Origin of the sequence: Halobacillus aidingensis (genome assembly GCF_900104185.1) — a bacterium.
GTDB lineage: Bacteria > Bacillota > Bacilli > Bacillales > Halobacillaceae > Halobacillus > Halobacillus aidingensis.
This window is the reverse complement of the sequence record NZ_FNIZ01000002.1, coordinates 172,511-195,445: the sequence shown is the minus strand read 5'-3', so window position 1 is coordinate 195,445 and position 22,935 is coordinate 172,511. Positions and strand designations below refer to the sequence as shown.

Here is a 22,935-nt window from a genome sequence, read left to right as displayed (position 1 = left end):
TTTTTCGTGAAGGCCATTCCCCGTATATTACAAGGGCATGGCAAAGGAGTGGTTCCTTTTCCATGAATCATCGATTCGATTTTTTTCGACATTTTATATAAAAAGCGTTTTCAAAATTGAAAAGTTGTACTACACTACTTGTATACAAGTATACAAAGTTACACAAATGAGGTGAATAGATGAAGGATTCCAATGAATTTCTGTACCCGCTCCAATGGTTATCAAAAGCATCCGCTGGTGAACGTGTGGCCTGCGAGCTCCGAATGCGTATCATTTCGGGCACTGTTGAAAGCGGTTCAATCCTATCTGAGAATCGGCTGGCTTCCGAATTCTCCGTAAGCCGCTCCCCCGTAAGGGATGCATTGAAAGCCCTTGCTTCGGAAAATCTCATCCGATTGGAAAGGATGGGTGCACGGGTTCTCGATATCACGGAGAAAGAAATCCAGGAAATGTACGATGTTCGGTTACTCATTGAGAGTTTCGTTTTTGAACGGCTCGTCCATATGGAGACAGAAGAACTGGTCAAAGATCTCAGCAAGATTTTTGAAATGATGAAAATAGCGATTCAATACAAGGATGCCGATGAATTTTCCAAGCAGGACCTGGAATTTCACGATACGATCATCCGCTCGATCGGTCATTCTCATATTCAGATGATTTGGAACAACCTGAAACCCACACTCGAAAGCCTCGTCCTCCTTTCCATGAGATACAGGTTTGAAGAGATGTATGGAGACTTTGAAAGAATCATAGAGAACCACGAATTATACATTGAAGCCATTCGCAAGAAAGATCGCGACCTTATGGTTCAATCCCTGCACCAGAATTTCGATGATGTCGCCAAAGGCCGGGTCGAAGAACTATGGATGGCGCAGGAAACCTTTACTAAAGGAGTCGAAAAAGAAGATGACTAACTACATGCTCGGTATCGACATCGGTACCACAAGTACAAAAGCCGTATTATTCAGTGAAAAAGGCGATGTCATTCAAAAGGAAAGCAAGGGCTACCCCTTGCATACACCGGATATCTCAACGGCTGAACAAGATCCGGATGAAATTTTCCAGGCGGTTGTCACTGTCATGACCGCCATTATGAATGATCATAAAGACAAGAATCTCTCGTTTGTGTCATTCAGTAGTGCCATGCACAGTCTGATTGCCGTAGACAAAGACGGCCATCCCCTGACCCCATGTATCACCTGGGCGGATAACAGAAGTGAAGCATGGACGCAGAAAATCAAACACGAATGGAATGGTCATGACGTTTACAGACGTACAGGCACTCCGATTCATCCCATGTCCCCTTTAAGTAAAGTGACATGGATGGTTCAGGAGCATCCTGAAATCGATTCCACCACCAGCAAGTACATTGGAATTAAAGAATACATTTTCCATAAGTTTTTCGACGAGTATGTCCTTGATCATTCTCTTGCTTCCGCCACTGGAATGATGAACTTGGAGAAATTGGACTGGGATGAGGAAGCACTCCACATCGCAGGGATTTCCCGGGATAAGTTATCAAGGCTTGTACCAACCACGGAAGCTTTTACTTCCTGCAACCGTTCACTGGCAAAGAAAATCGGATTGAACCCTGAAACGCCATTTATTATCGGTGCGAGTGATGGTGTTTTATCAAACCTTGGTGTAAACGCTATCGGAAAAGGAGAAATCGCGGTCACGATCGGGACGAGCGGTGCGATCCGAACGATCATCGATCAGCCGCAGACCGATGAAAAAGGAAGAATCTTTTGTTACGCACTGACAGAGAATCACTGGGTCATCGGTGGGCCTGTCAACAATGGCGGAATGATTCTGCGCTGGATCAAAGACGAATTCGCTGCCGCTGAAATTGAAACGGCGAAGCGTCTCGGCATCGATCCTTATGAAGTCCTGACAAAAATCGCCGATGGTGTGAGACCAGGCGCAGAAGGATTGATTTTCCATCCTTATTTAGCTGGGGAGCGGGCACCGCTTTGGAATCCGGATGTCCGTGGGTCATTCTTTGGGCTTACCATGTCCCATAAGAAAGAGCATATGATCCGCGCGGCCCTGGAAGGAATCATTTACAACCTGTACACCGTCTACCTCGCCCTTGTGGAATGTATGGACACACCAGTAACCCGGATTCAGGCGACGGGTGGTTTTGCCCGTTCTCACGTATGGCGCCAGATGATGGCTGATATTTTTGAATCAGAGGTTGCTGTACCGGAAAGCTATGAAAGCTCTTGTCTCGGGGCTTGTATTCTAGGACTCTATGCCACAGGAAAAGTAGAATCGTTTGAAGTGGCTTCCGAGATGATTGGAAATACCCATCAACACACACCGGTAGAGGAAGCTTCACACGAATACCGGCAATTGCTGCCAATCTTCATTGATTTATCCAGAAGGCTGAGCAGCGATTATACAAGAATTGCAGAATACCAAAGAAGTTTAATTCACAAGTAAAACACACAACATGGAGGGATCATCATGCCATTAGTAATGGTTGCTATAGGAATTGTCGCCCTGTTGATCTTAATTATGGGGCTAAAACTGAATACATTTGTTTCTTTGATTATTGTTTCTTTTGGTGTAGCTATCCTGCTCGGAATGCCGCTTGAAGATATTGTCGGAACGATTGAAACCGGATTAGGCGGTACACTCGGACACCTGGCACTGATCTTTGGTCTTGGTGCGATGCTCGGTAAGCTGATTACAGATGCTGGCGGTGCACAGCGTATTGCCATGACGTTTGTAAACAAATTTGGTGAGAAGAACATTCAATGGGCGGTCGTTTCTGCCTCCTTCGTCATCGGAATTGCGCTCTTCTTTGAAGTAGGACTTGTCCTTCTCATTCCTATTGTTTTTGCGATTTCAAGAGAATTGAAAGTCTCTATTCTTTATTTAGGGATCCCGATGGCCGCTGCTTTGTCGGTCACCCATGGATTCCTGCCGCCTCACCCGGGTCCAACTGTAATCGCCGGTGAATATGGCGCAGACCTTGGGGAAGTTTTGCTTTACGGAATCATCATTTCCATCCCGATCGTTATCGTAGCGGGACCCCTTTTCACGAAGATGGCTCAAAAAATCGTGCCCGATTCGTTTACCAAACAAGGGGACATCACTTCATTAGGAGAACAAAAGAAATTCGACCTAAAGGATACACCGAAGTTCGGCATCAGTGTCTTCACGGCTATGCTTCCGGTTATTCTTATCGCTATTTCCACGATCATTACATTGATTCAAGAGATGGCCGGGATTGAAACAAACGCGTTCTTATCCATTATCAATTTAATCGGTAACGCCTCCACGGCAATGGTCATTTCCCTGCTTGTGGCTATGTACACGATGGGGATTGCGCGAAATATCCCTGTGAAAACCGTCATGGAATCCTGCTCGACAGCCATATCTCAAATCGGTATGATGCTCTTAATCATCGGGGGTGGCGGTGCGTTCAAACAAGTATTGATCGACGGTGGAGTCGGTGATTATGTCGCTGAACTCTTCGAAGGGTCTACCATGTCCCCGATTGTACTTGCATGGTTGATTGCAGCTATTCTAAGGATTTCTTTAGGTTCAGCCACTGTTGCTGCTTTGACAACGGTCGGACTTGTCATCCCCCTATTAGGGCAGACAGACGTCAATCTGGCTCTTATGGTTCTTTCTACAGGAGCAGGCAGCTTAGTTGCCTCCCACGTCAACGACGCCGGGTTCTGGATGTTCAAAGAATACTTCGGCCTCACGATGAAGGAAACGTTCGCCACATGGACATTGCTTGAAACGATCATCTCGGTCCTTGGCCTTGCCTTTACACTATTACTGAGTTTGTTTGTATAAAACTGAATCTGCACAAAAGAAAGACTGTCGAGACTTTCCCGACAGTCTTTCTTTTTAGTATCTTTTCAGCAAACCAGATGCCTGATCTCATCCTCCGATTCACTTCAAATGACCAGCGGCAAACATCCAAATGAATGAGTATTCTATTAATTGAGGCTATTGTACAAGCGCATTTGATAGATTTTCATAGAGTATCTATGTAAGAGACGTCTCCTACACACATTCTTGTGATGAAGGAGGAAAAACGATGAACTTCTTAAGAAACTTAGTCGCTGTGGTCATTGCTGTCTTGTTTTTGCTGGCGCTTTTGGTCGCTGTTCTACTAGGATCAAGTGAGCAACGCCAAATTGTCATCTCATGTATTAATGAGATTCTTGGAACCATTAGCTAAATCTTTATTTAGCTTAGAGGGCTGTGCATAAACATAGCCCTCTCACTATTTTAATTTGAAAGGAGATAGTCATATGAAAAGAAAAAAACAACAAGAAGAACATGGTAAAAATGAAACCAATATAGACTTTGATAGCCTTCTAAAGCTTGCCTCCAACTTGACTCAACAAGAAGGATTATTGAGCCAGTGGTCACAGACGGCAGGAACGGGTGAAGCTAATGACGTGGATCTATCCAGTATCATTACGGATATTTCAAAAGCATGTTCTCATACATTTGCCGGACTTGAAGAAAAGTTGAACGAAGTGATTGCAGAACTGAAAACATTGAATGAGAAACTCGATTGCCTTCAGCATACAAAGAAAACCGATAATTAAAAATGGGCATGATTAGAAAGGGCTCCCTCCAAAACAAACGCATTGTATATAAAAAAAAGACATCCATATCCAACTAAAGAAACGCTGATCCATATGGACCAGCGTTTTTCATTCATATGTCCAGATTTATAAATAAGTGACGAGCTATTCACGAAGTCGATGTGGAGACATTCCCTTTCATCTCCTCTACTTCCTCACGGAGACGCTCCAATTCTTTCAATAACTCCATCACCATCTCATCGCTCTTTCGTAATTCATTATTCAAGGCAGTGATCGCGTCTTCTTCCCAGTTGAACGGATCTCCCTGTTCAGGAGTGATCGGGATATCTTCATATACGATTTCGTCTTCTTCCTCTGTCGGCTTGAAGTAAATCGCGACTTCACAACCTCCATCTCCAAGGGCAATCCGTTTGCGCAATATCACTTTCCCATAACCTATTCTTCTGGATGCTACTCCACCAAACACCCACCCTGGACGTCATCATACATAAGTGAGGAGCATCAGGTCCAGACCTTTCCTTCCCCTTCAAAGAAGGCAAAAGCATCACCTTTTTTCAAGAACATTTAATTCATGGTGAAACAAGTTGTAAGTGCTATTTTTATCATTCATTATTTCTGAATTGCTCTTCAAAAGACTTTTGCTCAGTACATCCTATTAGAAATATACAAACCATTAAAACTAAATAATTTTTTACTGTTTTCATTTGTATCCTCTGTTCTTTAAATCCCAAAATAGCTCCAATTATTTCAAAAAATCTCCATAAGCTCAACTTTACTTTTGCCATCAGATTACTCTATTTTCTCGAGACTGAGTCTTCAACTAACCTACTTAAAACATTAAGAAGGCGCAATTCTTATATTAAAGAATTTCCCTCTTTAGTTGAAGAGTTGAATTCAAGATATCAGTAAAGAGTTTTGTAAATAAGTACTTATGTATATCCGGGAAATAGTACTGAATTTATTTGATCGAAGAAACAACTTTAATCATTTCATCTCCACTTTATGATTCATTGCCTTTAAAGTCTATAGCATATTCCATATCATTCATTCGCGAACTCATCATTAGAGTATCATCACTTTCTGTATAATAAGATTTCGTCTCGTTTGGTAAATACATTATCTCTTCCCAAATTAATACATTGTTCTAACCAATTTCATTAGTTCCCCTAATGGCTAGAGTATTGGTGGAACCTTAATAAGTTAACAAAACCAGATCAAAACCTGAAAGGAAAGATAGGAGCACCTAAGAAAACAGAAAGTAAAACGGTGCAGCGCGGCATACTTGCGATCATGCTCGTACTTGGGATTCTGATGCCATTAGTCGGAATTTCCATCGTCGTTGTGTTCTTATTCGATCGCTACCTATTACCGCTGCTGCCGAAAGTCCGAGAAGTGGTTAGGAGATTGACCGTTAGAGGAAGAGGGGTAAATCCTCTTCCTCTTATTGTGCTTTCGACGCTCTCGCAACCGTGACTGTATTCATCTTTTTCATATTAAACGTGTGAACAATAATTCCTAAGATAATGAACAGAACGCCTACTAAAGCAATTCCTGTAGGGAGCGGACTCGCTAACATTAGCATTTCACCTGCGATCACAAACAGAATTTGCGTCGACTGAGTAGCTTCCACTGTAGCGAGCTTTCCTTGGTGATCCTTCACGCGATTCGTCGCGATGAAGAATAGCGTTGTCGCGATGATGCCTGAACAGATCGCGACGATAAACGATTGTGTCACTTGACTCATGCTCGGTAAGCCAACTTTGGAGACTGCTACCCCGCTAATAATCAACCAAAATGGTAAACTAGCGATCGTCATGCCCAGTATTCTCTGAAACGTATCGAGCTTTCCTTCACATAACTCCATCATCTTGCGGTTTCCGAGTGGGTATGCGAACGCTGCTAAGATGACAGGACCGATCCCGATCATAACCTGAACGATTGTGAGCTCACTCGCTTTTTGCTGTTGAATCAATAGGACTCCGATCAAGATGATAAGCGAAATGGCAAGGGATTTTGTTTGGATGCGGTTTCGTCGTTTCACGATGCCAGTGGAGGTTCGTTCTACTTTGAAAAAGAAAGGAGCGACGAGGATCCCACCAATAATCGTGAATTGCCATGTGCCTGCCACCAACCAGCCTGGTCCATATGTTGCAGCGTACGTTAGAGGGGCGTAGAACAGGACGAAACCTACAAAACTCCACGTCAGCCATTTCCAAGGTTCTTTTTTTAGTTCGATAAAAACTTGTTTTCGGTTGCTTCTCATCAGTACAATGAGGAGTAGAAAGGGAACCATGAAGAGGAAACGAAGGGAAGAACTCCACATCCAGCTTCCACCTTCAAGTTCCATTGAGCGGTTCAAGATAAATGTAACGGCAAAAAACATGGACGAAAGAATACCGAGGGCTATCTCTTTCAATAAAATCGCTCTTTTCTGTATAGTATAGTTAATAATATGTATATTATATTATATGTAGTGAAATGTAAAATTTTTTATGGAGAGGGTATCGTATGAGTGGAAAAAATAACTGGGAAGATCCCGAGAAATTATCGAAGCAAGTCGGTGCAACGCTACGATCGATTAGGAAGGAACGAAACCTTTCGTTATCAGATCTAGCAGAACGAACGGATGTTAGCAATCTAACGTTAGGGAAAATTGAAAGAGGAGAAGCGAATCCATCGTTAACGATTATCTGGAAGATTGCAAATGGCCTCGCGATTCCAATTTCATCGCTGCTCGCTGAAAAACAAGACGTGGTAATATCGAAGAAACACGAAGGGCAGAAAGTACTTAGCGCAAATGAATCTTTAGTCCTGGAACCGATGTTCAACATGAAGGGGTACGGTTCATTAGAAACGCATCGAGCGTTTCTTGAGCCGCTCAGCGAGTACAGTGCAAATGCCCATCAGCAAGGTGTGATCGAGTACATCACTGTGATGGAAGGACGTGTGAACGTAAGGGTCCAGGATGAGATCTATGAGCTAGAACTTTATGATTCGATCAAGTTTCAGGCTGATCAAGATCATGCTTATATCAATCCAGACTCAGTTGGGGCCGTTCTACATTTCGTGATGATCTATACGCAGGCATAGAAAAAGCTGCCGATTCGGCAGCGTTATTCTCCTTTGTTGAGATCGAATAACTGTCAAAGCGTGTTACCATTTACAATAAGATCATCAAAAAAAATATACCTTTGAAAATACTTAAACGTATTTGAAATTACCATTATTGTTTCAAATCTGGCTATTATCTCGAAATCGAGTCTTCAACTAACCTGCCCTTTTGTTGAAGACTCAGTTTCAAGATAAATATGACACAACTGTTTTCATTATCAGTGATTGCAAAAAGAAAAGAGACCATTTTTATGATTACAATGAGATGGAACCAAAAAAAGAAGGTTCCTAAAAGAACCTTCTTTAAAAGATTTGTTAAACAATCACTTACCGATTTTCCAACCTGTCCAGCAATTCATCGAGGTTGGGATCACTAATATAGTTTTCAATTGTGATAATCTCTTTGTCTTGATGAGCGTGTTTCGCTCGGTCATAGAGATCTTTATGAACGACGATAATATTGGAATCTTGGGGGGCATCTTCAATTCTGTAGTGTTTCACTTCGATCCCGTCGATTCCTCTCTTCTGCAGTTTCTTTCTGAACGTCGTGGCACCTAATGCACTACTACCTGCACCAGCGTCACAAGCGAAGGAAACTTTATCGATGTTTTCATCTTTTTTACTGCTGTTCACCACTTGTTTTCCTTGTTGTTTCATCGCTTTGGATTTTTCGATGGAATCGGAAAGCTCATCTTCTTCCTCATCTTTATTTTTCTCCATTTTTAAAATCAGCGATGTGATCAAGAAGGTTACAGCCGCGGCAGCCAGTACGCCGGCGATAATACCGATAAAGCTTCCTTTAGGAGTCAGTCCTAGATAGGCAAAGATCGAGCCGGGACTTGGACCTGCGACGAGTCCTGCATCAAACAAACTGAACACGCCGATCCCTGTCGCGCCCCCTGCGATCATCCCAATAATTGTAAGGGGTTTCATTAATACGTAAGGGAAATATAGTTCATGAATACCGCCGAAGAAATGAATAATAATGGCACCTGGTGCTGTTCGTCGAGCCGTCTTTTTCCCGAAGAAAGTAAACGCCAGCAGCAATCCAAGGCCTGGGCCAGGGTTGGACGCGACAGTAAAGTAAATGGACTTTCCTGTTTCAGCCGCCGCCTGCATGCCGAGCGGGTAATAAATCCCTTGGTCGATCACGTTATTTAAAAACAATACTTTTGCTGGTTCGTTAATAAGAGAAAGTAAAGGCAGTAAGCCGGTAGCCACCAAAGCCTCGATAGCTGTAGTTACAAAATTGTTCGCCGATTCGATCACTGGACCGATAAAGAAGAACGATACGATCATCAGCAGGAATCCTAGAATCCCGAGGGAGAAATTGTTCACGATCATTTCAAACCCGGCAGGAATTCTGTTTTCAACCAAGCGATCAAATTTCTTTATGATCAAGCCGCCCAAAGGACCGATCACCATCGCTCCTAAAAACATCGGAATATCCGATCCGACGATCAAACCAATGGCCCCGATCGCCCCCATGACAGCTCCACGCTGACCTCCGACCATACGACCACCGGTGATCGCGAGAAGCAGAGGAAGCAAGAATTTAATGGCTGGACCGACAATTTGCGCAAGCTCCTCATTGGGAATCCATCCTGTCGGTATAAACAAAGCGGTCAACAGACCCCAGGCGATAAATGCGCCGATATTCGGCAGGACCATATTGGTTAAAAAGCCGCCGAAAGCTTGAACTCTGGCCCTTGCAGAAGGACGATTAATGTCTACTACATTGCTATCCGTCGTTTCCTTAGCTGGACTTGCCATCTGAATCATCCCTTTCCAATTTTTTAATAATAATCGTCGCTGCCTATGATGATCAGGAGACCGGACTTATTCGACCGTCTGAAGCAAGTCCAGGATCTCCTCTTCACTGTTGGCTTGTTCGAGTTTTTCACGCACCTCATCTTCGATCAGTAAAGAAGACAAATCTGAGATCAAATCCAAATGACCGGAAGTATCTTCAGCAGCTAATGTGAACAGAAGATTGACCTTTTTGTTTTCAGGAAATGGCACGGCCTCTTCTAACTTCAAAAGCGAAATCCCTGTCTTCACAACGCCGCCTTCATTTTTGGCATGAGGCATAGCGATTCCTGGAACGATGACGATATACGGTCCATTTTTGTGAACGTTCTCAATCATATCCTCTACATATTCAGGAGTTATGGAACCGTCATCCAGTAATGGAGCCGCCGATTCTGTGATCGCTTCCTCCCAAGAGTTTACAGATTTCAAAAAATGAATATTACCTTTCAATTGTTCGCTTAGCATATAGTCAGCACCCTTTCTAATCAGCTTTTTAAAGCTTGTTCTTTTTTCAATTGCAAATATTGACTCTTGATCTTCGATACCATCGTGGCTTCTTTTAATTCAGTGAAATGAGTGATGGCCTGTTCGATTCCTTGATCATCCATATAGTTTTGAAGCGTCACAGACTCCTCATCTTCGGGGTTATCAAATAAAAACGCGGCCGCTATCGCAGTGGTCAGGTTTTCGATCGGCAGGTCCAAATCAAAAAGAACTTTAGCTGGTTTGATTAACCGCTCCTCTGGCCCCAGCTTTCGGATCGGTGACCTTCCCACTCGTAAAATGTCATCGCTGATATTTTCGTTTTTGAAGCGATCGACGGTTTTTTCAATAAACGCGTCCATTTCCTGCTCGTCCATGTGGTGGATGTGAGTGAAATAACGGGCAGACTCTTGAAGGGTTGCTCTTAAGAACTCCTCAAGGCTTGAATCCTGCAATGCACGCTGAATGGTTGGATAGCCTTTCAAGTGCGCCATGTACGCTGTAGCTGCGTGCCCCATGTTCACCATGTATAATTTGCGCTCAATATGGGGTTTTAACGTATCCACGTAGGTGGCGTTTTTTATTGGAGGCACACCCTTATTCACCATTTCCGACCGGTTGATGATCCATTCGTAATAGGGTTCTACAAGAGCAACTTCCCCTTCACTCCTATTTTCAGAGAGAGAAAGACGGTCAATGGCCGAGTTCGGAAATCCAACAAAAGACATGATTTCTTCCATATCATGTGCAGAAACTACACTTTTCACTTCCTCTTTCAATTGAGAAGAAGCATTGATTGTATTCTCATTGGCCATCACATTGATGGGAGGTTTGCTCTGTTGCTTTCTTGTTAGAAGGCCTTTGGATAGGATAGGAGCAATTCTTGAAAGATTTTGTGCTCCTACAGATGTCGTGATGATATCCGCTTCTAAAATAGCTTCGATAATCTCATTCTGAGCACTTGTATGCAACGCTCTCACAGGGGATACGGTTTCTTGCGTGTGATTTTCATCTAGCAATTCTATAACATACTGTCTGCGGTCGTTGATGCTTTCAACCAGCTGTTGGTCTGCATCCACAAAGCAGATTTCATATTCCGTCTTGTTCAGGAGATATCCGATTAAACCTCGCCCGATATTACCCGCTCCAAAATGCAGCGCTTTCATTTGTGGACCTCCTTTAAGTCAGGTTCTCTTCATTCGCCCAAACGCCAATAAACCATAAAAATCAGTATAATATGACAATGGGAGAGCGTCTATAGAGAAAAAAGAAAAATAACCCTTTTTGTATAATTTTACAAATTATCCAATAATCTTTTCCATAGATTGGGACTTGCCTGAGGTTCCCTTGACCGGCCCCTCTGATCTTCCTTTCTATATCAAAGGGGCTTGGATTTGCATCCTTCTACTATTCTAAGTTCGCATGGTATTCCCAAAGCGAATGCAGTTCGATGTTCTCTTTTTTTACAATCATTAACGCGATGGTATCTCCCAGTAGTAGAAGACTCTGTTCAAATAGACTCTTCATCGGCTGCTGGGATTGTACTTCTTCTACTGTCTCCGGATTGGAGCTTATTGGGAGACGGACGAACACATCTGCATATTGGCTCATCGAACTATTTGGGTTCGTACCGATATGAGCGACCGTTGCGTTTAGTTCTTTCGCTTTTTTTGCAATGATGAGAGGAAAAGCTGTTTCGCCGCTTCCAGATCCAACGATCAGCAGGTCCTTCTCCGTCATGGCCGGTTCTGTGATCTGGCCAACGACGTAAGTTTGAACACCGAGGTGCGCTAATCGTTTAGCGATTGATTGCAATGATAAAAGCACCCGCCCTACGCCTACGAAGAATACTTTTTCTGCTTGATTGATTTGCTCGATCAATCGTTCAATCTCCTGGCTGTCCACGTTGGTTAATGTGGATGTGATTTCATTTGTAATGACCCCTGCTGCTTCCTTATAGTTAACCATTGATTCCAACCTCCTCATGCAATCCTTCTTGTATCAGTGATTCCATCAATTTTTTGTTGTCTTTCAAACCATTGCTCTTTTCAAACAAACTCGTGCTTCCAGCCACTAAGATGTCTGCCCCGGCTCTGACCAGTGTCGGAATCGTATTCAATGACACGCGGCCGTCCACTTCAATCTTCGTATCCAAATCTTTGGACCGGATCAACCTAGCCAGATCCTCTACTTTTTTCGTAGCGTACGACACTTGCTTCTCTCCTTTATCTGTTGCAAATCCAGGATTGATCAGCATTAGAAGGACCGTGTCTATTTGCGGTAATACATAATCCAGTACCGATAATGGAGTGGCTGGGTTCAGGGCGATTCCTACTTTGGTGTCATGCTTTTTGATTAAATTGATATAGCGGTCTATGTGTACACTTGTTTCCACATGAAAGGTGATTTGTTCCACCCCGATCCGCAGCATCTCTTGTATGAAAAATTCATTCGTATTGGCCATAATATGAACATCGAATTTCATATCCGTTATTTTTCTTAGTTGTTCAATGGTCTCGATTCCCAAGGGCATGCTTGGACTGAAGGTTCCATCGATAATGTCAATGTGTAACGTATCCAAGCCCGCTTCTTCTATTTCTCTGACACTTTTCTCAAGATTGCAGAGATCCGCACACATGATGGACGGTGCAATTGTAATATTTCGTTGCATGTTTGTGCCTCCTTGTTTGTGTTTATGCGCCTTTGTCAAAATAATAAGGCACAAACAAGAAAAAGTAAAGCGTTTTCTTGCATGTTTTTGCTTTTATTTGCACTTTGATGCTGTTTTTCGATTTATGAAAGGAAAAATCCGTGATATACTGGAAGAAATTAAGAGAAGGAGTCTTTTGTGTATGCTTAAACAAGAACGCCAACAAACCATTATCGATATCGTTAATGAAGAGCACAAAGTCATTGCCAGCGACTTAAGCAGACGGCTGTCTGTTTCAGAAGATACGATTAGAAGAGACTTGAAAGAATTGGACAGCCAAGGAGTGATCAAGAGAGTTCACAGCGGGGCGTTGAGAAAAGGCCCCCCCGTCCAGGATTTTTCAACAAGACAGGAAATTTACAATGAAACGAAGTCGAATCTAGCGAACAAAGCCTTACAATATATTGAAGATGACATGGTCCTGTTGATTGACGGAGGAACAACGAATTTACAATTGGTCCATCAGCTCCCTTTGTCTTTAAAAGGTACCGTCATTACTAACAGCCCTCCGATTGCGATGGCCCTTTCCAACCACAATGATATTGAGGTCATCATGATCGGAGGCACCTTATTTAAACAGTCGATGGTGAATTTAGGAATCGACACCTATGAAGCTTTGAATTCGATGAGGGCCGATCTTTATATTATGGGAATTTACAACATAGATCCTGAAATAGGGATCAGCATCCCCCGTTCGTCAGAAGCACTCATCAAACGGAAAATGGCGTCTATTTCCACCGAAGTGTTAAGTATGGTGACCAATGATAAGTTAGATACGGTTTCCAATCATATTGTCTGTCCAACCGACCATTTAACATACTTAATCACAGAAAATGTGCATCCAGAAATTAAACGCTTATATGAAAAACAAGGCATAGACATTATTGATCACGCATAACCATTTATCTTCGAAGTCTAAGTCAGGATCTTTATTCTTGAGAAAAATGAACCTCAAAAAAGCCAACCCTAAAAGGGTTGGCTTTTTCCATATTGATTATTCCTTGAAGTGGTAGCTAGGATCAAGAGTAATAAACATTTGCCTGGTTCCCATGTGCTTTTATTTTTAATCCCGTATGATACCGTGACTCGAACCAATCAACACTTCTTTCCCTTTTTGATTGCGATAGACAGACTTCATTTCCACTTTCTTATGCCCATCCGCTTGAACAACCTTTTCCAAGCTCACGTCACAGGTAATCGTATCTCCAGTAAAAACCGGGCGGAGAAACTCATTGGCCATATCTCTTGCAATATAGTGCAAATCGCCGCCGATCTTCGTTCCGATGGTCGCCGTTAGTAAGCCTTGGACCATCAACCTTCCCTCTTCATCAGGCTCTACATGATGTCTCCCCTGATCTCCGGAGATCCGACCGAACTCCAATACTTCCTCATTCGTAAACGTGCGCTTCCAAGTGTATACATCCCCTGTTTTCAAAGACCTCTCCCCTTTACATGATTGGTATTCAGTCCATTTCATCATCCATTCTTCCTTATCAAACTCAGACCTCTAATGTTTTTTCAAAATGATAACGCTGACCATCATCCGAAACAAGGTGATAGCCATTCGATGTATAAAGCTGTATCGCACTTTCCCAACTGTTGTTCGTCTCCAACACAAGTCTTTCATACTTACTGGATCGAGCAGCTTCTTCAAGCTTCGCCAGCATCCTCTGCCCGATTCCCTTTCTTCTATAAGTACCCTTCACCGACATCCGTTCAATTCTCCCCACCCGATGACCTTCCTTCGTAACGGCCCCTGTCGCAACAAGCTCACCTTCAGCCAAAGCAACAAAGAATCCATTTCCTTCCTTATTATAGGCACCCATCATATCTTTCAGATCAGGATTGAGAGAATGATCAATGAACCCAAAACGCTCTAAAAAACCCGCTAATATGAGATTTCTAGCTTCGTCCTCAACCGCTTCATGTAAGGGCTGGATGTCCAGGGAGAGGATCTGCTTGTTTTCCTCTTTGTTCAAAAGGCGTCGCCCCCTCTCCAATTGTCACTTTCACCTTAAAAACTCTCTAATTCGGTTAGATAGATGTGTAGACGCTTTTCGATTTGGTCTTTTGTTCCAAAGCGGATGATCTGTTCCTTTGTTAACGTTTCTTCCTTCAGCAGCTCAAGATGAGTATGAGCCATCGTCACAAGTTTCAAAAACACTTCGATATGTAAGTCCATGCGTTTCTGTTTTGAATCTTGCGTATATCCTTCCACAAATCCATCCGCATGGGCTCTCAGAAGAGGGACATGACGACGGTAGTTTCCTTTCCCATATCTTCGTGTGTCGTGGACGGTATGGAAAAAGGTGTGATAATTGAAGACATGATTGGCGGCAAGGGATGTTCCTGTGTAGAGAAGCGGAACAGGGTCGATCATTTTCACGCCGTCCTTCGTGAAGATCAAATTTTCAGGTGATGTATCCTGATTGGTAAAGATCTGCTTCTCCCGATCGATGGACCGGTTTGGGATTAATTCGTTTCCGATGACAGAAACTCTTTCTTTATTGAATCCATGAGCATATGATAGCAGGGCATGAAATTCTTCTTCATACTCTCCTCTCTCTTCGACGATACACGCTCTCAATTCCATGTCGAGGCCGCCTTTTAATTCCCCGTTTTCTCCGACTTCCAAATATCCGATCCCTTCATAAGGGGGATCGATCTCTTCAAGAGCGCGAAAGAACTCGCCGATGTCTCTTCCGTACTGCTTCGATTGCTGCTGCGTCTGCCCTTCCAGCCCCAACGTTTTACCCACATAAGATTCAATCGTATAAGTAAGGTCTTCATCAATGAAATAATGGAATTGTTCAGGACACATGCCATTCTGTGCTTCGTTGGCTATCTTATAAAAAGCTTCGGTAGACCCATATTCCGCCTTCAACTGATCACGGTTGAAGGCGACGGCTTCATCATAAGCGACCTTCTTCGGAATGCGGAGGACAAGCTGTTCACTCTCAATCAAGTAAGCATAATGCCAGGAGCCCTCCCCTAAGCGTTTGATATCAGATTCTCCAGACAATAAGTTTAACCCTTCGTTTTCCAGCGCACGGTTAATCTGTTCTAACTCTGTGACCGATTGTTTCGTCAAAAATCCCACGTTTCCGTCTCCTCGTTTCATTAAAAGTGTCTTATGATTGATGTCAGCAGACTTCTTTTTGTTTTTGTTCTAATCTCGACCAATCTCTCCCTATGATTCAGGAAAGGAAAGTAAAGCAACCTTACATATTTTAACATAGAATTCGGAATTATCTGAATTAAATTAAACGTTTCACTAAAAGAAACATAAAAAACTTCCCTATCGTCTTTAAATGATTTAGAAGAAATATACTTTTTGACTCTTTCCCTCTTAAACGTTATACTAGAAAAACTCTTGAGGCTTCGGTACTCATAAAAAATAGTGATCAGGAGTGAGCGTATGTCAGAATTAAAAGTGGGGCAGTCCATCATGGAAAGATGCACAAGCTGCTACCATAATGTTCTAAAAGTAATCAAAGTCGTTCCGAAAGAATTTGAAGATAAAACGGCTTATGTTATCTGGACACAGTGTCCACAATGTGGAAACAATGATCATCAATTAACTCAAAAAGATGAATAGAGGATGGGCGATCTTTTCCATAGTCTTGTCATTAATAATGAGCAAATAGAGCAAAAGGACTTCCTTAATCAGGAAGTCCTTTTACTTTTATTTAAGAAATGAACTCCTCCATTTATAAAGAAAGCGATGTCACCTGGACATTTTCTAAAAATATCTGAAAGTCTATTGTCCCTTGTGGAGATTCTTGTTAGCATTATCTTTATTCCTTTAAAGCAAACCAATACATCAAGAAAGGAACAAACCTATGAAACAGAAAAACTCATTCTCTACCTATGCCGTCATCGGGACGATGCTATTCGGCCTCTTCTTCGGTGCTGGTAATTTAATCTTCCCTATTCAACTTGGACAAATGGCAGGGACTTCATTTTGGCCCGCATTAATCGGCTTTCTCGTGACAGCCATCGCTCTTCCTCTCATGGGAATTCTCGCGATCGTTTTGTCTGGAAGCCGCGGGTTAAATGATCTGGCCGGTCGTGTCCATCCTTTATTCGGCATGACATTTGCCGTCGTACTTTATTTGACCATCGGACCGTTTTTCGCCATTCCAAGGACTGCAACTGTCCCGTTCGTGGTCGGCTTTGAGCCATTCATTCAACCCGATCAGACCCAACTATGGCTTGCTGTGTTCAGTTTTATCTTTTTCGCACTCGTTTATTATTTTTCTTTGAACTCAGCTAAAGTCATGGATATCGTCGGAAAATATTTAACACCGACTTTCTTACTGTTTTTATCCATACTCATCATCACCACCATCGTCAAACCGATGGGTGGTTTCGGTGCCCCGACTGGCGATTATGCTTCGGTCCCTTTCATGACAGGGTTCACAGAAGGTTATAATACGATGGATGCCCTCGGTGGGTTGGCGCTTGGAATTGTCGTCATCACTGCGATTCGTAATATGGGAATCACTGATACGAAGGCAATCGCCCAAACCACATGGAAATCAGGAATTTTCGCCATGGTGCTCATGATGCTCATTTATGGACTCATTGCTTACATGGGCGCCTCCAGCGTTTCTGTCGTCGGGAATCTTGAGAATGGTGGTCTGACCTTTGCTGCAGTAGCCGAGCATTATTTCGGTCCTTATGGAGCGATTTTACTTGCCATCATCATTGTCCTCGCCTGTTTGAAAACAAGTATCGGACTGATCATCGCCTGTAGTGAATTTTTCCATACGGTTTATCCGAAAATCAGCTACAAAACATTCGTGCTGCTCCTTTCGTTGATGTCGTTCATGATCGCAAACTTCGGTCTGACGAACATCATCCAGTACGCGATCCCTGTGCTGATGTTCTTATACCCAATGGCGATCGTCCTGATCCTTTTGGGGCTCAGCTCCAAACTGTTCCAGAATAAACGTACGGTCTATGCCGGAGCCATGACGCTGACCTTTTTCGTCAGTACGATCGATGGCTATAACGCTTTGTTGGGAACAATCCCAGGTGCAGCTAATCCTCTGATGGAGTCCATCAGCAGCTTTTATAGCTCACACCTTCCCTTATACGGAATCGGACTGGGTTGGATCCTACCCGCGTTAATGGGCGCCGTCATCGGTTACTTGTTGAAAGAAGGAAACAAATCCGAATCCTCTGTCCTTACGCGTGAGGCTGAGCACCTATCTCATTAATAAAGAAAAGACCAAGCCCCACGGGTTTGGTCTTTTTTTAAGCTATTTTTTCTTACGACGGTACAAATCCAGTGATTTATATCCTTCCACTAAGACTTCAATCATCTGTTTTGCCCGTTTATCACGAGTCGATTGCTGTTTCGCAGAAAAGACCTGGCGCGCCCAATCGCGTTTATAACCTGGCGTCAAGCTCCTGTAAAATTCCTGTTCGAACGGATGATCCTTTAGTAAGTTTTCGACTTCCTCTATCTTGTGTTCATAGTCTGAGACACACTGACTGGGTGGAGTGGTTTTCGGTGCTTTTTTCTTCTCCCGCTTCATGCCGACAACCGTGAACACGTCATCCATACTGACCATACGCGAAAACTTGATGTCACTGCCTTCGACGTACTTATCCTCCCCGATTCTCAATGCCGGAAACATGTCATCCCTGTGTATGTACGTATCATAGCGTGTATTTCCCTTTTTCGGATAGGCAAAGAAAACATAGCCTTTCTCTGTTAAAACTCCCTCATGATCAAGAAGCGTTTGCAAGTGTTCTTTCATCTCCTCCAGGTTTTTCACAAAAATGAAAATCGCATCATGATGCTCAGAAAGTGTTGTCGGTTGCTCATCAAATAAATGATAGTCTTCCGGCTGGTGAAGGACAGCCAGATTCTTATATTTCGATAACTTTAACTTGTCCTTGATCGTTGGCACGATTAACCCCTCCTTTTCAGGTCAAAGGGAATGACCTTCTGCATCCGCCTTTCCCCGACTATTATCTTTCTATTATAAAGAATATTTCCAGAAAAAGTAGCTGGCTGCTGCCGAAAAGCAAATCTTTTGTCATCCACCTGACATTTTGAAATAATTGTAAAATGTCAGGTGTCACCGTATAAATTTTCCATGTTATGAAACGATTTGAAGGGCTGCATCGTATGATAGATGTTGGAAACCATGAGGGGTGGGGACATGTGGGTTTGGCCGATCATCAGCTATTTGCTCGCTGGAATCAATGGCGCATACGTGATGACGAAATATAAGCTCCAGAAAGATATTACAACGCTTGGAAGTGGAACAGGCGGGGCAAGGAATGCAGGAAGGGTAGCGGGTAAACAGGCGTTCATTTGGACCGTGGTCATCGATGCACTAAAAACCATTCTTCCTCTCAGCCTTGCTCTTTACCTAAGCATCTCTTCTGTTATCCTTGCGGCGATGATCATTGCCGCGGTGGCTGGTCATATTTGGTCGATTTGGCTGAAGGGGTGTGGCGGCAAGGGCGTTGTCGCCTATCTCGCCTGCACACTTGTCCTGGAGTGGCCGGGACTTTTGATCTTTGGAGGAGCCGCTTTACTCGCGAAATACCTACCCGTCTCTTTTTCAAAAGTGATGGTAGTCGCCATGATCATTCCTGTGGTCAGTGCCTTTTTCCGAGGAAATCCAGGTATAAGCTTCGGACTTTTGATTGGGTATGGATTGGTCGTCCTTTCCCATCTATACCCTGTACATCCAGGCAGCATGAAAGAGGAGGAACATCTATGAAACAACCGTTCATCTATAAAGTGGCTTCAACAGAAGAAGAATACGAACAGATCCATCAGTTGAATTACGCGACCTTCGTCGAAGAGATTCCCCAACATAACCAGAACGAATCTCGCAGACTTACAGATAAATTTCATAATGAAAATACATATATTATTGCAAAAAAGGAAAAGGAAGTCATCGGCATGATTGCCGTCCGGGGGGAGCGTCCCTTTTCTCTCGATCATAAGTTACCGAATATTGATGACTATTTGGAAGAGGAATCCACTCCCTGTGAAATTCGTTTGTTATCGGTGAAAAAGGAATACCGGAAGCGGACGACCTTTTTCGGTATGATTGACCAGCTGGCAAGCTACTGCCTGAAACAAAAATTTGATGTCGCGCTCATTTCCGGTACCGAACGCGAGCACGTCTTGTATCGAAAGCTGGGCTTTGAACCGTTTGCCCATACTGTAGGGACGAAAGAAGCTGCATTTCAGCCGATGAAGCTGACGAAAGAGAATTTCGTCAAGGCGACACAGGCGTATCAACGCATTCTCGCCCGCTACGAGCCGATTTCTTTTTTATCCGGACCTGTTCCGATGGACGAAGATGTGGCTCAATCACTGAGCAGAGCGACACAATCGCACCGTTCCCATGAATTTTTGGAACTGATGGCGAGTGTACAGTCTCTATTGACTGAAAAAGCGAACGCCCGTCATGCTTCCATCCTTGTTGGAACGGGGACACTGGCCAATGATGTTGTGGCCCAGCAAATCAAGCAGCTTGAAGGGGACGGACTGATTTTGTCCAATGGAGAGTTCGGAGAGCGGCTGATCGATCACGCTAAAAGAGCAGGCCTCCCTTTTCATACCATCCAAAAAGAGTGGAACACGGCCATCGCCATGGAAGAAGTCCGTTCCATGTTGGATGAGCACCCGACCATCCGCTGGATATGGACGGTCCATTGCGAAACGTCCACCGGCTATTTATATGACCTTGGAACACTGAAAGAAGTAGCAGCCGACTATGATGTTCACCTATGTATCGATGCATGCAGCTCCCTCGGTGTCGATGAGGTGGACCTTGGTAGTGTGTACCTGTCTTCAAGTGTGAGCGGGAAAGGGCTTGGCTCTTATCCCGGCCTCGCCATCGTCTTTCATCATCACAAGCCATTCCCGAATTCTACGATTCCAAGATATTTGGACTTAGGATTGTACGCATCAAACAAAAGCACACCGTTCACCCACTCATCGAACTCTCTGTTTGCTTTGAAAAAAGCATTGGAGCTTGATGGACCAGCGAAGGCAGAATGGATGGGGCTGCTGCGATCGGAATTGGAAAACCAAGGCTGGACGGTTCTTGGGGATAAGACGTACTCAAATGGAATCATCACCATCGCCCTCCCTTCAACACAATCTTCTGTCACCTATGGGGATCGGTTGAAGAAGCAGGGGATTCTAGTTAATTATGAAAGCAGCTATTTGCGAGAGCAGAACTGGATGCAGATTGCCCTGATGGGAACGGTCTCTCATGTGAACATCACCCGGTTGCTTGATGCCATGAAACGCTTGAAAGAGACCGAACAGAAAAGGATTTCTTCATGAAGGCGTACACGGGACTGATCGCCTTTTATTGGGTCAAAATCATCCTTCTTATGTACATCGGTTTTCAGCTGCAGCCGACACATTGGCCCGGGCACCTTTTAATGATTCTGACTATCATCGGTCCTGTGATGCTTCTTTTCAGCGTGCCGCTTTTTACACCTGACCGGTACAGGAAGTGGGTATCTCCTGCACTCCTGTTTCTCACGACGTTCTGGATGTATGCCCACCTCCTGTACTATCGTTTTTATGAAGACTTTATGACCTTGACGATCCTGCTTCAAATCGGGAATGTCGGCGGATTGAGCCGCAGTACGTGGGAGCTTTTTTCCCCGTGGGATCTACTTTTATTTTTAGATATATTTGTGGTCGGTTGGGTGTTGTTCAAAAAAGAAACATTCCAGTTGCCCCCGAAAAAGTGGTACCTTGGAGTCGCAAGTCTTTTGACCATCACCATGCTTGCGGCCGGCCTCCTCTACAAGCCGTATGTTCTCAAGGAAAATTACAACCGCACCCAATTTGTGCAGACAATGAGTTTGTTCACTTATCAATTATTCGATGTCGGACATTCTATACGCTCCCCGCTGTTCAAATGGATGTCAGACCCTAGAGATGCGGAGCCGATGCAGGCACACGTCAAGGAGCAGGAAAAGGAGATGACCGAATGGTTCGGGGAAGCTGAAGGAATGAATGTCGTTTTCATAGGGCTTGAATCCGTACAAAATTTTGTACTGGACTTAGAAGTTGATGGCCAGGAAGTGACCCCGTTCTTAAACAAAATCAAGAACGAGAGCTTTTATTTTTCCAACCTCTATGAACAAACCGCTCAGGGAAAAAGTTCCGATGCCGAGTTCATGATCGATACCGGCCTCTACCCGCTCGACGGCGGTTCCGTCTTCGTCCGCCGTCCCGACAATGCGTTTCACGGACTTCCCGAGATTCTCGGAAACTACCAATCGGCCGTTTTTCACGGCAATGAGCGTTCGTTCTGGAACCGGACGGAAATGTATGCAACGTTAGGCTATGACCGCTTTTTTTCAGAAAGAGATTATAAGGTCACCGAAGAAAACTCCATCAACTATGGTCTTGAGGATCACCATTTCTTCGAGCAGTCCATTCCTAAATTGAAGGAATTGGACACGCCTTATTTAGCCAAATTCATCACGTTGACGAACCACTTCCCTTTTTTACTCCATGAAGAGGATCAGACGTTTGAAACGGACGTGACCTCAGAACCCGTCGTGAACCGCTATCTGTCAACGGTCCACTACTTGGATCAGTCCGTTGAAACCTTTATGGAGAAATTGCAAGAACAAGGGATGTATGAAAATACGATGTTCATCCTTTATGGAGATCATTACGGGGTTTCGACGGAATATGAGGATGGTTTATTTGAACTGCTCGACCAGCCAGAGACGACTTTTTCCCACATCAAAAACCAGCGCGTGCCTGTCCTGATCCATATTCCCGGACTACAGGGAGAAGTGTTTGATGAAATCGCCGGCCAGATCGATATCCGTGCGACCGTTCTACACCTTCTTGGAAAACGGAGCGCGAACTATATGAGCTTTAGCGAGAACCTGCTCACCCGGAAGCACGACGCCTTCGTCACCTTCCGCAACGGCAATTACATCTCTGAATCTACGATGTATGTCAAAGGACAATGCCTTGATACAGAAAAAGGTACCCCCTTATCCAACCAGGCATGTGAAAAAGGAAGAAGCAAAGCCAGAAGCGAACTGCAGCTCTCTGATCAAGTGATCAAAGGAGATTGGCTGCGGTACAAAGAGTAAGGAGCCATAAAATCATGGCTCCTTTTTTCATGTGCGCGGTTCGGGATTTCTTGCGTGCGGTCCACCGCTTCTTGCGCGCGTCTCACTCTTCCTGCGCGCGTCTCACTCTTC

At 43.9% G+C, this 22,935-nt stretch carries 24 protein-coding genes; 12 read left to right on the top strand and 12 right to left on the bottom strand.

The window, feature by feature from the left end:
• Positions 1 to 179: 179 nt before the first annotated feature.
• The 5 genes from BLS23_RS02790 (at position 180) to BLS23_RS02775 (ending at position 4,583) form a co-directional block, all read left to right on the top strand.
• Positions 180 to 914: a GntR family transcriptional regulator gene (locus BLS23_RS02790; protein ID WP_089651005.1), complete on the top strand. Its 735-nt coding sequence runs from the start codon at positions 180 to 182 to the stop codon at positions 912 to 914.
• The gene (gene gntK / locus BLS23_RS02785; protein WP_089651004.1) at positions 907 to 2,445 is read left to right on the top strand and encodes a gluconokinase; all 1,539 of its coding nucleotides are present in this window, start codon (positions 907 to 909) and stop codon (positions 2,443 to 2,445) included. The genes BLS23_RS02790 and gntK overlap by 8 nt, the downstream gene beginning before the upstream one ends.
• A 24-nt stretch (positions 2,446 to 2,469) precedes the next feature.
• Positions 2,470 to 3,816 carry a GntP family permease gene (locus BLS23_RS02780; RefSeq protein WP_089651003.1) on the top strand — a complete coding sequence of 449 codons (1,347 nt, stop codon included), beginning with the start codon at positions 2,470 to 2,472 and terminating at the stop codon, positions 3,814 to 3,816.
• 247 nt (positions 3,817 to 4,063) lie between these two features.
• Complete coding sequence (locus tag BLS23_RS21655; RefSeq protein ID WP_167355989.1) at positions 4,064 to 4,207, top strand: hypothetical protein; 144 nt, start codon at positions 4,064 to 4,066, stop codon at positions 4,205 to 4,207.
• Positions 4,208 to 4,280: 73 nt separating this feature from the next.
• Positions 4,281 to 4,583 carry a hypothetical protein gene (locus tag BLS23_RS02775; RefSeq protein WP_089651002.1) on the top strand — a complete coding sequence of 101 codons (303 nt, stop codon included), beginning with the start codon at positions 4,281 to 4,283 and terminating at the stop codon, positions 4,581 to 4,583.
• A gap of 148 nt (positions 4,584 to 4,731) precedes the next feature.
• Here the strand turns inward: BLS23_RS02775 and BLS23_RS02770 are convergent, their stop codons facing one another.
• The 3 genes from BLS23_RS02770 to BLS23_RS02760 all read right to left on the bottom strand — a co-directional run bounded on the left by BLS23_RS02770 (position 4,732) and on the right by BLS23_RS02760 (position 6,999).
• Positions 4,732 to 5,049, bottom strand: a complete 318-nt coding sequence (locus BLS23_RS02770; protein WP_089651001.1) for a hypothetical protein — start codon at positions 5,047 to 5,049, stop codon at positions 4,732 to 4,734.
• A 136-nt stretch (positions 5,050 to 5,185) separates the two neighbouring features.
• Positions 5,186 to 5,368 (bottom strand): hypothetical protein, encoded by a 183-nt coding sequence (locus tag BLS23_RS02765; protein WP_089651000.1) that lies wholly within the window; start codon positions 5,366 to 5,368, stop codon positions 5,186 to 5,188.
• A gap of 656 nt (positions 5,369 to 6,024) precedes the next feature.
• Positions 6,025 to 6,999, bottom strand: a complete 975-nt coding sequence (locus BLS23_RS02760; protein ID WP_089650999.1) for a DMT family transporter — start codon at positions 6,997 to 6,999, stop codon at positions 6,025 to 6,027.
• Positions 7,000 to 7,091: 92 nt separating this feature from the next.
• Between BLS23_RS02760 and BLS23_RS02755 the strand changes: the two genes are divergently transcribed.
• Complete coding sequence (locus BLS23_RS02755) at positions 7,092 to 7,673, top strand: helix-turn-helix domain-containing protein (RefSeq protein WP_089650998.1); 582 nt, start codon at positions 7,092 to 7,094, stop codon at positions 7,671 to 7,673.
• 348 nt (positions 7,674 to 8,021) lie between these two features.
• Here BLS23_RS02755 and BLS23_RS02750 read toward each other — a convergent pair whose 3' ends face one another.
• From BLS23_RS02750 to BLS23_RS02730, 5 genes are all read right to left on the bottom strand, one after another.
• Positions 8,022 to 9,467: a PTS mannitol transporter subunit IIBC gene (locus tag BLS23_RS02750; RefSeq protein ID WP_089650997.1), complete on the bottom strand. Its 1,446-nt coding sequence runs from the start codon at positions 9,465 to 9,467 to the stop codon at positions 8,022 to 8,024.
• 66 nt (positions 9,468 to 9,533) lie between these two features.
• Complete coding sequence (locus tag BLS23_RS02745) at positions 9,534 to 9,971, bottom strand: PTS sugar transporter subunit IIA (RefSeq protein WP_089650996.1); 438 nt, start codon at positions 9,969 to 9,971, stop codon at positions 9,534 to 9,536.
• A gap of 20 nt (positions 9,972 to 9,991) precedes the next feature.
• Positions 9,992 to 11,155 carry a mannitol-1-phosphate 5-dehydrogenase gene (locus tag BLS23_RS02740; RefSeq protein WP_089650995.1) on the bottom strand — a complete coding sequence of 388 codons (1,164 nt, stop codon included), beginning with the start codon at positions 11,153 to 11,155 and terminating at the stop codon, positions 9,992 to 9,994.
• Positions 11,156 to 11,396: 241 nt separating this feature from the next.
• Positions 11,397 to 11,957 carry a 6-phospho-3-hexuloisomerase gene (gene hxlB / locus BLS23_RS02735; RefSeq protein WP_089650994.1) on the bottom strand — a complete coding sequence of 187 codons (561 nt, stop codon included), beginning with the start codon at positions 11,955 to 11,957 and terminating at the stop codon, positions 11,397 to 11,399.
• A complete protein-coding gene (locus BLS23_RS02730; RefSeq protein ID WP_089650993.1) occupies positions 11,950 to 12,660 on the bottom strand; it encodes a ribulose-phosphate 3-epimerase in 711 nt (236 codons plus the stop codon). Before BLS23_RS02730 ends, hxlB begins: the two co-directional genes overlap by 8 nt.
• A gap of 181 nt (positions 12,661 to 12,841) precedes the next feature.
• Here BLS23_RS02730 and BLS23_RS02725 point away from each other — a divergent pair, with 181 nt between their 5' ends.
• Positions 12,842 to 13,597, top strand: a complete 756-nt coding sequence (locus BLS23_RS02725; protein WP_089650992.1) for a DeoR/GlpR family DNA-binding transcription regulator — start codon at positions 12,842 to 12,844, stop codon at positions 13,595 to 13,597.
• 165 nt (positions 13,598 to 13,762) lie between these two features.
• Here BLS23_RS02725 and BLS23_RS02720 read toward each other — a convergent pair whose 3' ends face one another.
• Genes BLS23_RS02720 through BLS23_RS02710 form a run of 3 tightly spaced genes read right to left on the bottom strand, consistent with a single transcriptional unit; the run spans position 13,763 to position 15,799 of the window.
• Positions 13,763 to 14,176 (bottom strand): FAS1-like dehydratase domain-containing protein, encoded by a 414-nt coding sequence (locus BLS23_RS02720; RefSeq protein WP_089650991.1) that lies wholly within the window; start codon positions 14,174 to 14,176, stop codon positions 13,763 to 13,765.
• A gap of 22 nt (positions 14,177 to 14,198) precedes the next feature.
• A complete protein-coding gene (locus BLS23_RS02715) occupies positions 14,199 to 14,678 on the bottom strand; it encodes a GNAT family N-acetyltransferase (protein ID WP_089650990.1) in 480 nt (159 codons plus the stop codon).
• A gap of 35 nt (positions 14,679 to 14,713) precedes the next feature.
• Positions 14,714 to 15,799, bottom strand: coding sequence for a hypothetical protein (locus BLS23_RS02710; RefSeq protein ID WP_089650989.1), 1,086 nt, complete (start codon positions 15,797 to 15,799; stop codon positions 14,714 to 14,716).
• A 318-nt stretch (positions 15,800 to 16,117) separates the two neighbouring features.
• Here BLS23_RS02710 and BLS23_RS02705 point away from each other — a divergent pair, with 318 nt between their 5' ends.
• Both BLS23_RS02705 and brnQ read left to right on the top strand, forming a co-directional pair.
• Positions 16,118 to 16,297, top strand: coding sequence for a hypothetical protein (locus BLS23_RS02705; RefSeq protein WP_089650988.1), 180 nt, complete (start codon positions 16,118 to 16,120; stop codon positions 16,295 to 16,297).
• Between the two features lie 244 nt (positions 16,298 to 16,541).
• On the top strand, positions 16,542 to 17,924 hold the full coding sequence (gene brnQ / locus BLS23_RS02700; protein ID WP_089650987.1) for a branched-chain amino acid transport system II carrier protein: 1,383 nt from the start codon (positions 16,542 to 16,544) through the stop codon (positions 17,922 to 17,924).
• Positions 17,925 to 17,966: 42 nt separating this feature from the next.
• Here the strand turns inward: brnQ and BLS23_RS02695 are convergent, their stop codons facing one another.
• Positions 17,967 to 18,623 (bottom strand): YdeI/OmpD-associated family protein, encoded by a 657-nt coding sequence (locus BLS23_RS02695; protein WP_089650986.1) that lies wholly within the window; start codon positions 18,621 to 18,623, stop codon positions 17,967 to 17,969.
• A 255-nt stretch (positions 18,624 to 18,878) separates the two neighbouring features.
• On the opposite strand from BLS23_RS02695, the gene BLS23_RS02690 reads away from it, so the two are divergent.
• From BLS23_RS02690 to BLS23_RS02680, 3 genes are read left to right on the top strand one after another with little or no spacing between them, the layout of a single operon-like run.
• On the top strand, positions 18,879 to 19,448 hold the full coding sequence (locus tag BLS23_RS02690) for a glycerol-3-phosphate acyltransferase (RefSeq protein WP_167355988.1): 570 nt from the start codon (positions 18,879 to 18,881) through the stop codon (positions 19,446 to 19,448).
• The gene (locus BLS23_RS02685) at positions 19,445 to 21,034 is read left to right on the top strand and encodes an aminotransferase class V-fold PLP-dependent enzyme (protein ID WP_089650984.1); all 1,590 of its coding nucleotides are present in this window, start codon (positions 19,445 to 19,447) and stop codon (positions 21,032 to 21,034) included. Before BLS23_RS02690 ends, BLS23_RS02685 begins: the two co-directional genes overlap by 4 nt.
• Positions 21,031 to 22,824, top strand: a complete 1,794-nt coding sequence (locus BLS23_RS02680) for an LTA synthase family protein (RefSeq protein ID WP_089650983.1) — start codon at positions 21,031 to 21,033, stop codon at positions 22,822 to 22,824. The genes BLS23_RS02685 and BLS23_RS02680 overlap by 4 nt, the downstream gene beginning before the upstream one ends.
• Positions 22,825 to 22,935 lie beyond the last annotated feature (111 nt).